We start from the raw sequence: 12,432 nt of genomic DNA on the forward strand, positions 1-12,432 counted from the left end.
CAAGGAAAGTAGAGAACTTTGAGCACTGAACCCTCACAGCTGCCCAGCCGCCGAGCGGTCTTGGGCGGGGGCATGGCATTGGGCCTGGGCCTGCTACTGTCAGCCTGTTCCAGCGCCGGCGCCTCCGTCCTGGAAGCCCCGAGCGGTCCTCCGCGCCGCGGCGGCACGCTGCGCGTAGGCCTGGCCGGCGGCGGCGCGGCGGATTCCCTGGATCCGCATTCGCCGGTGAGCACCACGGACATCGCCCGCGTGGTCAACCTCTACGAGTCGCTGCTGTACCGCGATGAAAACTTCGAGCTCAAGCCGCTGCTGGCGGTGAAGGTCATCCCGGATGCCAGCGCGAAAGTCTGGACTGCCACGCTGCGGCCGGGGGTGAAGTTCCACAACGGCGCCCCGGTCACCGCGCAGGATGTGGTGGCCACCTTCAAGCGCATCACCAATCCCAAGGATCCCAAATCCGGTGCGGCATCCCTGGCGATCCTGGACGAGGTGGTGGCCCTTGATGCCGAAACAGTCGAATTCAGGCTCAACACCGCATCGGCCACCTTCGACGATTCGCTGGGGCAATATGCGCTGGGCATCGTCCCGGCGGACTTCGACGTCTTGCATCCTGTGGGCACCGGCCCGTTCAAGGCCAAGAGCTTCGACGCCGGGCGCCAATCTGTATTCGTGCGCAATGACGGCTACTGGCGGGAGAATGAACCGTATCTGGACGAGCTGGTCATCCTGAACTTCTCGGACCAGGATGCGCTGATCAATTCGCTGCTTTCCAGCCAGGTAGACGCCATTGGGCAGATCCCGCTGGCGCTGCTGGAAGTCATCGGCGCCGACCCGCGCATCACTGTGCTCAAGTCCCCTACCGGCGGCTGGATGCCCTTCACCATGCGCGTGGACAAGAAGCCCTTTGACGACGTGCGGGTGCGGCAGGCCTTCAGGCTGGCGGTGGACCGCGAGCAGATGATCCAACAGGTGCTCAGCGGGCACGGCACCGTAGGCAACGACCTCTACGCACCCTTCGATCCGGGCTTCGCCGCAGCCCTGCCGCAGCGCACCCAGGACATCGCCAAAGCCAAGGCCCTGCTCGCGGACGCCGGCTACCCCAAGGGGCTGGACATCGAGCTGGTCACCGCGCCGATCCAGTCAGGTGCCGTGGAAGCTGCGCAGGTCTTCGCACAGCAGGCGGCCGCCGCGGGCATCCGGGTGAAGATCCGGCAGGTGGAAACCACCACCTTCTTCGGGGACAACTATCTTGACTGGACCTTCGCCCAGGACTTCTGGTACACCCGCAACTTCCTTCCCCAGGTCAGTTCCAGTTCGCTGCCCGACAGCCCATTCAATGAAACGCACTGGGACAACAAAAAGTTCACCGCGCTGGTGGACCGCGCCAACCAGGAAGTTGACGAAGCCAGGCGCAACCAGCTGATTGCCGAGGCCCAAAAGATCGAATACGAGCAGGGCGGCTACATCATCTGGGGTTTCCCGGACCAAGCCGATGCCTACCAAAAATATGTGGCAGGCCTGGTGCCGAACAAGACCGGCCTGGCGCTGTCCGGATTCGAATTCCGCCGTGCGTGGATTGGAGTATCCCAATGATTTCGCGAATGATTCTGCGCCGGCTGGTGGTCAGCCTGGGCATTTTGCTGGTGGTCTCGCTGCTGGTGTTCTTTGCCACCCTGCTGTTGCCCGGCGACCCGGCCCAGGCGATCCTGGGCCAGCAGGCCACCGAGGACCGGCTGGCCGCGCTGCGCGAGCAGATGAACCTCAACGACCCGTGGTGGCAGCGCTATCTGGCCTGGCTGGGCGGGATCTTCACCGGCAACCTCGGCATCTCCGCAGCCACCGGAGGGTCCGTGGCGGCGCTGCTGAGCGAGCGGATCTCCGCCTCGCTGGTGCTGCTGGCAGTTGCCGGAGTGATCGCCATCCCCGTGGGCATCATCGTCGGCACCTACTCGGCGCTGCGCCGCGACAGGGGCTTCGACCGCGCGGCCACCGGCGTCTCGCTGGTGCTCGCCTCGCTGCCCGAGTTCGTGATCGGCGTAGTGCTGATTGCGCTGCTGTCCACCACGGTGTTCAAGCTGCTGCCCTCGGTGACCATGGCTCCCCCGGGCGAAGCCGTCTGGAACTACCCGCTGCAGCTGGTGCTGCCCACCCTGACGCTGGTGCTGGTGGTCATCCCGTATATCATCCGCATGATGCGCGCCACCATGCTTGAGGTGCTGGACTCCGGCTATGTGGAAATGGCACGGCTCAAGGGAGTTCCCGAACGCCAGGTCATCACCCGCCACGCCATCCCCCACGCGCTGGGCCCGGTGGCCCAGGTGGTGGCCATCCAGCTGGCATGGATGGCCGGCGGCGTGGTGGTCATCGAGTTCCTCTTCCGCTACCCGGGCATCGGCCAGGCGCTGGTGGACGCGGTGACCAACCGCGATGTGCAGGTGGTCCAGGCGATCTCGATCATCATCGCCGCCGCCTATGTGGTGGTCAACCTGCTGGCCGATGTCGTGGGCATGGTCACCAACCCTAAGCTACGGACGGAGAGTGCGGCATGAGCGCGGCAGCCGAAGTACTTGAACGGCCAGCAAAGCTGGAAAAGAAGCCCAACCTGCTGATGCGCACCCTGCGCCAGAAGCAGGCGAAGATCGGACTGGCGCTGACGCTGCTGGTGTTGGCGATTGCGCTGTTCGGGCCGCTGGCCCTGCCCTGGCTCACCGGGTCCACCAGCACCGAATTCACCGGCCGCCCCTTCACCTCCACCGGCCTGTTCGGCACCGACAACCTGGGCCGCGACGTGTTCTCCCGCTTCCTGGACGGTGGGCTGAAGCTGCTGGTCTACTCGGCGCTGGCCACTGGAATCGGCATGCTGTTGGGCGTCGTGCTGGGCATGGTCGCGGCCTACTCGGGACGCCGGCTCGACGGACTGCTGATGCGCGGCAACGACGTGCTGCTGGCCCTGCCGCAGCTGGTCTTCGCGATGCTGGCGATCACCGTGCTCGGCCCTCAGGGCTGGGTGCTGGTGCTGGTCATCGGCGTCACCCACGCCCCGCGCGTGGCCCGCGTCACCCGCTCCGCCGCGGCCGCGGTGATCACCGAGGACTACATCCGCGCCAGCGAAATGTACGCGGTTCCGCGCTGGAAGATCCTGCTCACCGAGGTGCTGCCGAATATCACCGGCCCGCTGATGGTGGAGCTGGGACTGCGCATGACCTATTCCATCGGCTTCGTCGCCGCGCTGTCCTTCCTGGGCATGGGCATGCAGCCGCCGAACGCCGACTGGGGCCTGATGATCAACGAGAATCGCATCGCGCTGGTCGTCCAGCCGTGGGGTGTGATCCTGCCGGTGCTGGCCATCGCTGTGCTCACCGTGGGAACCAACCTGCTCACCGACTCGCTGGCCCGGGCCTCGGCCAATATCAACGTGGGGAACTAACATGACTGCCACTACCACCGAATCAAGCGTGATCACCTCGGCATTGAGCGTGCGGGACCTGGACATCTTCACGGAGCAGGACCGACAGGTGCTGTTCGGGGTCGAGTTCGATCTGCAGCCAGGCCGGATCCTGGCCCTGGTCGGCGAGTCCGGCTCCGGCAAGACCACCGCCGGGCTTGCCTGCATGGGGCACTTCCGCAAGGGTCTGGCCCGCGGCACCGGCACCATCACCCTGGGCCGCAGCGGCACGCAGAACGTGCTCCAGATGCCTCAGCAGGAGCTGCGCGCACTGCGCGGAAGGCACATCGCCTATGTGCCGCAGGATCCAGCGCTGTCGCTGAACCCCGCCCAGCGCATCGGGGCCCAGATCCTGGAGGTCCTGCAGATCCACGGCTACGGGGACTCGACCGCCGAACGCCGCGAACGGGTCGGCCAGGTGCTCGCCGAGGTCGGGCTGAAAAACGACGAAGCCTACCAGCACCGCTACCCGCACCAGCTCTCGGGCGGACAGCAGCAGCGCGTGGGCATCGCCATGGCCTTCGCCTGCCGGCCCTCGGTCATTGTTCTGGACGAGCCGACCACCGGGCTGGATGTCAGCACCCAGGCACTGGTGCTGGAAACCATCAAGGAGCTTTCTGAACGCCACCAGGTAGCCGGCCTGTACATCACCCACGACCTCGCGGTAGTTGCCGAGCTGGCCGACGAGGTGGCTGTGATGCTGCGCGGGCGCATCGTAGAACACGGCAGCGCCCGCGAGGTTCTCTACTCCCCGCAGCACGACTACACCAAGGCGCTCTTGGATGCGGTGCCGGACCTCGAAGGCTGCCACCAAGTCGGCGAGGTGCAGGCCATCACCTCTGAGCAGGTCCAGGTGCAGGCCCATCAGATCCGCCAGAAGCTTGAACTGCCTGCCGACGCGCAGCCGCTGCTGCAGGTGAAGAATTTGGCCCTGAGCTATGGCGCGGCGAAGATCCTCAACGGCATCAATCTGAGCCTAGATCCTGGCGAATCGATGATGCTGCTGGGCGAATCCGGCTCCGGCAAGACCACGCTCTCGCGCTGCGTGGCAGGGCTGAACGACGACTACACGGGCACCGTCGCGCTGAACGGGGTGGAACTTGCCCCCGGCACCCGCAAGCGCACCGCGTCCCAGCGCCAGCACATCCAGTACATCTTCCAGTCCCCGTTTTCTTCGTTGAATCCGCGCCGCACCATTTCCGAGTCCGTCGAGGTTCCGCTGGTCATGGCAGGGGTGCGCAGCAAGTCCCACCGCCGCGACCGGGTGCTCGAAGCGCTGGACCAGGTGCGCCTGGGCAAGTCCTATATGGACCGCCGCCCGGGAGACCTGAGCGGCGGCGAACGCCAGCGCGCGGCCATCGCCCGCGCACTGGTCAATGCCCCGTCGCTGCTGGTCTGCGATGAAATCACCAGCGCCCTGGACGTCTCGGTACAGGCCTCGATCCTGGATCTGCTGCGCACCATCCAGGCCGAACGCCAGATGTCGTTGCTCTTCGTGACCCACAACATTGCGCTGGCACGGCATATCTCCCAGCGCATCGCAGTGCTGCAGCAGGGCAAGATCGTTGACTATGGCCACACCGATGCGGTGCTGGAAAACCCACAGCACGAATACACCCAACAGCTGCTCGCCCACATCCCCTCCTTCTAGGAAGCACGCCCATGACTTCTGCTTCAACGATCACCGCAAGCGCCGGACCGGATCTGTCCGAGGAGGACTTCGCACGCATCCGCAGCGTGTTCGCAGAACACGTGCAGGCGGGTGCTGGCGGCATGGCATTCTGCGTCTACCGCGAAGGACGCCCGCTGCTGCAGTGCTACGGCGGCATGAGCGCCCCGGAGGATTTGGAGCAGGCCGAAGGCACTGCCGCCCAGGAGTGGGACCAAGCAACCCTGGCGGTGCTCTTCTCCGGCACCAAGGGGATCATGGCGGTCATCGCGGCAATCCTCATGGAACGCGGGCTGCTGGATCCGCAGGCTCCGGTGTGCTCCTATTGGTCGGAGTTCGCCGCGGCTGGCAAGGAACGGGTCACCGTGGCCCAGGTGCTCTCCCACACCGTGGGACTGGTCTACCCGGATCCTGCCCCGGCGCCGGAAAACCGCTACGACAACCGTCTTGTGGCCCAGATCCTCGCCGCGCAGGAACCGCTGTGGGAGCCCGGAACTTTGGTTGCCTACCATGCGATCACCTACGGCTACCTGGTGACCGAACTGTTTTTCCGGGTCACCGGCAAACAGCCCGGAGAGCTGGTGCAGGAGCTTCTGGCAGAACCCTACGGTCTGGATTTGTTTCTGGGGCTGCCTGAAGCCGAAGACCACCGGCTGGCTACAATCTTCCGTGCCCAGAACTACGCGATTTCCACTTTCCTGACAGATCCGGAGCGCCGCAAGATCGTTGAACGCATGTACGGCGACACACTGCTGGCCGGAGAAGATCCCTTCAATTCAGTGCCCCTGCGCCGGGCGCAGATGGCAGCCGGCGGCGGGATCGGCAGCGCTGATGCAATGGCGAAGCTCTACTCGCTGCTGGTCAGCCCGGATGAGCCGATCGTCTCTGCCGATACCCTGCAGCTGAGCACCACCACCTTCTCCGAGGGCGTCGATGCAATCAACGACAGACCGCTGCGCTTCGGGCTGGGCTTCGAGCTCGCCGATCCGCTGGGCACCTATGGCCCGGTGGCACCGGCCTTCGGACATTCGGGAGCCGGCGGCGGGCTGCACGGTGCGTGGCCGGGCAAGAACCTCGGCTTCTCCTTGCTGATCAATGAGATGCAGTCGGAAGACCGCGACCGCCGGGCCAAGGACCTGCTGGCCGCGTTAGCCCGGATCTTCTAGGACCCACCACAGATTCTGCACCCTTTGGATGGGCAGGCGCTGGGGTGACTCGGCCTAGTCTTGGCTGAAGCACGGCATCGTCTGCAGCAAGGCACGCGGCCATCGCAGCATGGACAATGTCGATGCGGTCGAATGCAGCTTGAACCGGGAACTTGTCGAAGTCGCAACCTTGCGTACCAAATTGTTGACCGTCTTGACAAAGATGCATCTACCCGGCGGGTTTGTGCACTGAATCGATCATTCGAGCAAACAGGTCTGTCATCAAGATCGCAGTCATATAGCCAGTAGAAATAATCAAGTCTTAGAGCTTGGCATCTGCAACGCGAGCTGAGCGAACAGCCTTTTGAACTCTTGAGCTGTCTGCTGTCTAGGCCTCAAGACATGCACTCCGTCTATGCCGCGTGCTGCGGCCTCGTGCCTAACCCAACCAGAGTCACCCATCCAACGCAGCTCTTCCTGCAGTAAATGCCAGTTAACTTGGCACTTTGCGTTCATCGATCGATGACTGTGCTGACCAGTGGATAACCAATATTCCCTTGGAAGAAGCCGATAAAGTGGAACTCAGCTACACGCCTTCGTTATGCATCGGGGATTCATTTCTCAACGCATGGAACCGTGCTGGAACGGTCGATGTGGGCTAGCGAAGCAGAATCAAGGTCTTCTGCTTCGATGGCCCATCATCCAGCAACGGGAAGTGGGGTGAAATTATGGCGAAGCCTAAAGACCATTGCAGCTGCTGCAAGAAAAAGACGAAAGCCACGGCAGTCTCAAATCTCTTGGCCGGGATTCGACTGCTCGTGGCTCTCGTTAAGGTCATTGTTGAAACCATGGTCTAAGTGGTCAATCGACCAGCAGCTCCGATGTTACCAGCACCGGGGCCACCCTTATTTCAGGGCTTCAGAAAACGTGATCAGCCGACAGCTTCACAGGTTTTCATCCTTTCGGACACCTGCATTGTGTCACTCTCTGCGCATAGCTTACAAGCGGTGAGCCAGTTACGTTAGCACAAATAAGGGCCCTGCTAGTGCGAGCACCAGACTATCCCCCAGACGATGCCCTTGCCATGCTCCCTGCGTGCTCTTAGGCTGGCAGTCAAAGGCCAGGTCCGGAAGGATCAATGTGTCTGCGCAGGAAATCATTGAATGGGATCCGCGTGATCCCGAAGTGCTCAACGACCAAATCGCCGCCTACGACAAGCTCCGAGCCCAATGCCCCGTCGCCCACAGCGACTTCCTCGGCTACTCGATCCTCCGCCACCACGACGTCATGACGGTGCTGGAAGACTACGAAACCTTCAGTAACAACATCTCAGACAGGCTCACGGTCCCCAACGGCATGGGCCCGCCGGAGCACACTCCCTACCGCGGAATCAATGACCGCTACTTCACCCCCGCGGTCATGGCCCGCTTCGAGCCGGTCTGCCGCCAGATCGCAGCGGAGCTGATCGACACCTTGCCGCGCGGGCAGAAGCTGAACTTCTCTGAGGCCTTCGCGAAGATCTACGCGCTGCAGGTGCAAAGCGCGTTCTTGGGCTGGCCCAAATCACTTGAGGAGCCGCTGCGCCGCTGGACCATCAAGAACCTCGCCGCTACCTAGGAGCAAAACCGCACGGCAATGCAGCAGATCGCCATCGAGTTCGACGGCTATATCCGCCAGCTGCTCTCTGACCACCGCCGTGCGGGAGACGACGCACCGAAGGACCTGACCACCAGCCTGATGAATGAGCGGGTCTTCAACCGCATCATGACTGACGAGGAGCTGGTCAGCCTGCTGCGCAACTGAACCGTGGGCGAACTGAGCACCATCTCCACAGGCGTGGGCATCATGGCCAAGCTGCTTTTCGAAGCACCCGAACTGTGGCGGCGTCTGCGGGACAACCCGCAGCTGGTCGATGCCTTCACCGACGAGGTGCTACGTTCCCATGCCCCGCTGATGTCCAACCGCCGCGTCGCCACCCGAGACATCGAGATCGCCGGGGTCAGAATCCCTGAAGGCGAGCGGGTCACCGTCATGTGGGCCTCGGCCAACCGCGACGAATCGGTGTTCGGGGATCCCGATGACATCAGGCTGGACCGCGACCCGCGCCTCAACCTTGTCTACGGCGCCGGAATCCACGGATGCCCTGGCGCGCCGCCGGCCCGCCTTGAACTGCGGGTGCTGATTGAAGAACTGATTCTCCGCGTGCAGCGCTTCGTCCCGATCGCGAACGAGCCACCAGTGCGGGCGTTCTTCCCGGGCAGCGGGTTCAGCAACCTGCTGCTTATCATCTGGTAGGTCCGGGTTAAGTCTGCAGGGTTTCGCGGCGCCTGCACTCATCGAAAGCCGCAATTCCAAGAACGATTGCTGGCAGTTCCGGATGGACCTGCCGCAAGCGGTTGTCGCTGCAAAGGCTTCACGCCCAGGCGGAAAATCCCGTGCTTCTTTTCCCCGGTGGCATGCGATCGCCCGATTTGTGCAAGCGCGCTTGCACAAATGGGTCTTCGTCACAGCTCATCCACCCGTACTGGGGCGGTCAAAACGTCGGATGCACGCGATAATTTCAAGTCATCATCCGGGACACCGCACAGGAGATATCATCCAATGGCTGACTACCGCTCTTTCGACCGTTCACAGCTGATCGCCCGTTATTGCCAGCTGACTTCCTCTACGGAAATGTCCTGGAGTTCAGAAATGAGCCGGCAGGAACTCATTGACGAAATCATGCGGTTTGAAGCCAATGAACAGCGCTACTTCATCCTGCCTCCACCTGCGGTGCGCCGGACGTCAGGCTCTTTCGACTTCGATCTCCCATTTACCCTCGACGATGGACAGAGCATCTATTTAAGCTGGGAATCGGATCCCGTAGAAGCGGCTTGGTTCCTCGATGAAGACAAGATGGACCAGCGCAAATGGAACATCAAGGAAGACCTACCCTCGGGGACTAAGATTCTTACCGTTCTGGCTACTACACCGCCGTTGGTTGCATGCCTAGAGACCGTCAAATCACTCGAAGGCCGTGAGATCGATGTGAACCGCGATGGCCTGTTTACCGTGCCGATCTCTCTGAACGATGTTGAAGAGCTCGCTGGACTGCGCCTTCCCCGTGCTTCGCGATGGATCGAACCTTCCGACGGAAACAGCGTTCTTGAAGCTCTGGGCTCATTGCTCGAGACACCTCGGCCATTGATGCTCGCCGCCGGCACATGCCGCATGGGTTCGGAAACCGAGGCGACCACCGCCATCCACACGCTCGCTCTGATTCAACAAGAAGACGATAAAACCCGCATGTGCGATGGCTGCCAACGGGAAGTGGCCGCCACCTCGGCTCATTTCTTCCGCGATCAGCAAACCGACGCAACGTGGGACATCCAAGACCACGTGGACGACGTCGGCCTGCTCTGTGCTACCTGCCACCAGCTGCTGCACGCTCCAACGCTGAAGCAGTTTCAGAGCGCGCTAATCGCCTGCCCGCAGTGCGGCGCCCGCAATCCCAAGAAATACATTTGGGGCATGCCTGCATTCCCGCCGGACGAGGACGAATACGTCGTCGGCGGCTGCTGCCTTCCCAATGAGGGCATACCCGAGTATTCCTGCAGGGAGTGTGGAACCAGCTTCGGCGGCGACGGCCCGCGCGCCTTGACCTATTAAGCAGGCAGGGCCCCTCACTGAGGGGCCCTGCCTGTTCAGCTACCGCGTCTGCGCGTAGAACCAGTTGATGTGTTCTTCGAGCAGCTGCGCCGCCCGTTCGCGCTGGTTGGTGGCGAAGGCGTGGTGGATTGCCTTGTGTTGGCGGCGCAGCACCTTGACCACCGGCTGCCAGGCTTCGTCGCTCGGAATCGATTCTGCAACGTAGTCGCTGATCGAATGCCTCAGCGACTCCATCATGGACTCAACCACCGCGTTGCCTGCCATGGAGGCCAGCAGCACATGGAATTCTGCGTCGATCCGGTGGAATGCATCCCGCGAAAGCTGTGGGTCGTCCATGCGCATGATCAGCACCGCGGTGCGGTCGATGACCTGCTGTGCATAAATCGGATCGCGGGGGTTCATCTGCGCGGCCCAAGTTTCAAGCAGCATGCGGGCTTCCACAATTTCCCGCACGTTAATCCCCTTGGCCGCCACATGCAGGCGCAGCGCCTGGGAGATTCCAGCCGACGGGTCGGAGATGATCACCGCGCCAGAATTCGGACCTGAGCCCGTAGAGGTGCGGATGATGCCCATGACATCGAGGATGCGGATCGCATCGCGCACCGAGGCCCGCGAGATTCCGTGCTGCTCCGCGAGCGCTCGTTCACCGGGGAGCTGGTCCCCCAGGGACAGCTTTCCAGTTCTTAAGTCGTCCTCCACCGATTCGAGGACAATCTGGTACGCACGCGGAGCTGGGTTTCTAGGCATCGGAACTCAATTTTAGCGTGTTGCCGCGCTACGGGAGCATCCAGGAAAGCACCGGAGTGGACTGCAGGTAGACCAGCACGCACAGCGCCAGCAGCATGCCTACCGACCAGCCGGCAACCTTCTTCAGGATGACCGACTCCTTGCCTTCCATATTCACCGCGGTGGCCGCGATGGCAAGGTTCTGTGGGGAGATCAGCTTGCCGACCACGCCGCCGGAGGTGTTGGCCGCGACCAGCAGGGTCGGGTCGATGCCGGCGTTCATGCCTGCGGTCTGCTGCAGCTTGGCGAACAGCGCATTGGCAGAGGTATCCGAGCCGGTCACCGCGGTGCCGATCCAGCCGAGGATCGGCGAGAGGAACGCGAACGCTCCGCCGGTCCCGGCAAGCCAGGTGCCGATGGTGATGGTCTGGCCGGACAGGTTCATCACGTAGGCAAGGCCCAGCACCGACAGGATGGTCAGCGCTGCCCAGCGCATGTTGTAGATGGTGGCGCCGACCTGGGACATGCCCTTGCCGAAGCTCATCTTGTACTTGCCGTTGGCATCATTCAGCGAGTAGACCAGCGCGACGATGGTGCCGGTGATCAGCAGCAGCGTGCCCGGCGAGGAAAGCCAAGAGAAGTTGTACATGGTGGCGGAGATCGCCTTGCCATCGGCGCCGACGACCACGCCGTGCAGTCCCGGCCAGCCGAACTTGATGTCGGTGCTTGCCAGCCACTTGGGAATGTCGATGCCGAAGCGCCACAGCTTGGCCACGCCGAAGACCACGATGACCAGCAGGTAAGGGAACAGCGCCATCCAGGTGTTCGAGACATCCAGCTTCTTGCCGTGTTCGGTCGGCAGCGCGGCTGCTTCTGGGGTCAGCACGCGGGCGCGGGATTCCTCCGCGCCCTTCGGGGTCCAGAAGCGCAGCAGGACTACAGCGGCGGCCAGGCCCACCAGCGAGGCGACCACGTCGGTCAGCTCATAGGAGAAGTAGGTGGCGCAGGCCCACTGGGCGACGCCGAAGGAGATGCCGACGGTCAGGGTGGCCGGCAGGGTCTGGCGCAGGCCGCGCCAGCCGTCGATGACCAGCACCAGGATCGATGGCACGAACAGCGCCAGCAGCGGCGACTGGTGGCCGATCACTGCGCCGATTTCGGAAGCGGGGATGCCGGTCAGGGCGCCGGCGGTGGTGATCGGGGTTGCCACGGCGCCGAAGGCCACCGGAGCGGTGTTGGCGATCAGCACCGCGCAGGCAGCGCGCAGCGGCGAAAGGCCCAGGGCCAGCAGCATGGTCGCGGTGATCGCCACCGGTGCGCCGAATCCTGCCAGCGCCTCCAGCAGGCCGCCAAAGCAGAACGCGATCAGCACGGTCTGGATGCGCACATCGCCGCCGCCGATCACGTCGAAGACGCGGCGCATGTCCTCGAAGCGCCCGGAGACCACGGTGACCTGGTAGAGGAAGATCGCCATGACCACGATCCACACAATCGGGAATGCTCCGAAGACCGTGCCCATGACGCCGGAGTTCAGTGCCAGCCCCACCGGCATGTTCCAGCCGAGAATTGCGACGATGATTGCCACCGCCAGCGAGCCGAGTCCTGCCCAGTGGGCCTTGACTTTGACGACTGCCAGCAGGATGAAGAAGGTGAGCAGAGGCACCAGCGCGACGAGCGCCGAGACGGCGACGCTGCCCGCTATGGGGTCTGTTGTTGGGGTAAACACGGTGTGGGCGTCCTTACTTGTGATGGTCTGACCATACGTGGTCCGACCACTAACGGTACAAGGTGAGAGCCGT

Annotated in this window: 11 protein-coding genes; 9 read left to right on the forward strand and 2 right to left on the reverse strand. The window is 63.0% G+C overall.

Translation table 11 applies throughout. The annotated features are described in order from the left end of the window. Window positions 1-18: 18 nt before the first annotated feature. The 9 genes from AUR04nite_RS07075 to AUR04nite_RS18120 all read left to right on the forward strand — a co-directional run bounded on the left by AUR04nite_RS07075 (window position 19) and on the right by AUR04nite_RS18120 (window position 9,907). Window positions 19-1,593, forward strand: coding sequence for an ABC transporter substrate-binding protein (locus AUR04nite_RS07075; protein ID WP_307723227.1), 1,575 nt, complete (start codon window positions 19-21; stop codon window positions 1,591-1,593). Beyond that, window positions 1,593-2,549: an ABC transporter permease gene (locus AUR04nite_RS07080; RefSeq protein ID WP_141363612.1), complete on the forward strand. Its 957-nt coding sequence runs from the start codon at window positions 1,593-1,595 to the stop codon at window positions 2,547-2,549. Before AUR04nite_RS07075 ends, AUR04nite_RS07080 begins: the two co-directional genes overlap by 1 nt. Beyond that, the gene (locus AUR04nite_RS07085) at window positions 2,546-3,427 is read left to right on the forward strand and encodes an ABC transporter permease (RefSeq protein WP_141363387.1); all 882 of its coding nucleotides are present in this window, start codon (window positions 2,546-2,548) and stop codon (window positions 3,425-3,427) included. Before AUR04nite_RS07080 ends, AUR04nite_RS07085 begins: the two co-directional genes overlap by 4 nt. 1 nt (window position 3,428) lies before the next feature. Then, window positions 3,429-5,096 (forward strand): ABC transporter ATP-binding protein, encoded by a 1,668-nt coding sequence (locus AUR04nite_RS07090; protein ID WP_141363389.1) that lies wholly within the window; start codon window positions 3,429-3,431, stop codon window positions 5,094-5,096. 11 nt (window positions 5,097-5,107) lie between these two features. After that, window positions 5,108-6,280, forward strand: coding sequence for a serine hydrolase domain-containing protein (locus AUR04nite_RS07095; RefSeq protein WP_141363391.1), 1,173 nt, complete (start codon window positions 5,108-5,110; stop codon window positions 6,278-6,280). A 1,119-nt stretch (window positions 6,281-7,399) separates the two neighbouring features. Continuing rightward, on the forward strand, window positions 7,400-7,876 hold the full coding sequence (locus AUR04nite_RS18105; protein ID WP_218024646.1) for a cytochrome P450 family protein: 477 nt from the start codon (window positions 7,400-7,402) through the stop codon (window positions 7,874-7,876). An 18-nt stretch (window positions 7,877-7,894) separates the two neighbouring features. Beyond that, on the forward strand, window positions 7,895-8,062 hold the full coding sequence (locus tag AUR04nite_RS18110; RefSeq protein WP_218024647.1) for a hypothetical protein: 168 nt from the start codon (window positions 7,895-7,897) through the stop codon (window positions 8,060-8,062). Window positions 8,063-8,065: 3 nt separating this feature from the next. Then, window positions 8,066-8,554 (forward strand): cytochrome P450, encoded by a 489-nt coding sequence (locus tag AUR04nite_RS18115; protein WP_218024648.1) that lies wholly within the window; start codon window positions 8,066-8,068, stop codon window positions 8,552-8,554. 306 nt (window positions 8,555-8,860) lie between these two features. Next, the gene (locus AUR04nite_RS18120) at window positions 8,861-9,907 is read left to right on the forward strand and encodes a hypothetical protein (protein ID WP_218024649.1); all 1,047 of its coding nucleotides are present in this window, start codon (window positions 8,861-8,863) and stop codon (window positions 9,905-9,907) included. Between the two features lie 39 nt (window positions 9,908-9,946). Here the strand turns inward: AUR04nite_RS18120 and AUR04nite_RS07110 are convergent, their stop codons facing one another. Continuing rightward, window positions 9,947-10,654 (reverse strand): FadR/GntR family transcriptional regulator, encoded by a 708-nt coding sequence (locus tag AUR04nite_RS07110; protein WP_141363393.1) that lies wholly within the window; start codon window positions 10,652-10,654, stop codon window positions 9,947-9,949. A gap of 28 nt (window positions 10,655-10,682) precedes the next feature. Continuing rightward, window positions 10,683-12,359, reverse strand: a complete 1,677-nt coding sequence (locus AUR04nite_RS07115; RefSeq protein WP_141363395.1) for an L-lactate permease — start codon at window positions 12,357-12,359, stop codon at window positions 10,683-10,685. Window positions 12,360-12,432: the final 73 nt, after the last annotated feature.

This window comes from Glutamicibacter uratoxydans (assembly GCF_006539925.1).
Taxonomy (GTDB): Bacteria; Actinomycetota; Actinomycetes; order Actinomycetales; family Micrococcaceae; genus Glutamicibacter; species Glutamicibacter uratoxydans.

Excerpts from the sequence above, each read along its gene's own strand:
- AUR04nite_RS07085 (WP_141363387.1), top strand. The coding sequence starts at position 2,546 with ATGAGCGCGGCAGCCGAAGTACTTGAACGGCCAGCAAAGCTGGAAAAG.
- AUR04nite_RS07090 (WP_141363389.1), top strand. The coding sequence starts at position 3,429 with ATGACTGCCACTACCACCGAATCAAGCGTGATCACCTCGGCATTGAGC.
- AUR04nite_RS07095 (WP_141363391.1), top strand. The coding sequence starts at position 5,108 with ATGACTTCTGCTTCAACGATCACCGCAAGCGCCGGACCGGATCTGTCC.
- AUR04nite_RS18110 (WP_218024647.1), top strand. The coding sequence starts at position 7,895 with ATGCAGCAGATCGCCATCGAGTTCGACGGCTATATCCGCCAGCTGCTC.
- AUR04nite_RS18120 (WP_218024649.1), top strand. The coding sequence starts at position 8,861 with ATGGCTGACTACCGCTCTTTCGACCGTTCACAGCTGATCGCCCGTTAT.
- AUR04nite_RS07110 (WP_141363393.1), bottom strand. The coding sequence starts at position 10,654 with ATGCCTAGAAACCCAGCTCCGCGTGCGTACCAGATTGTCCTCGAATCG.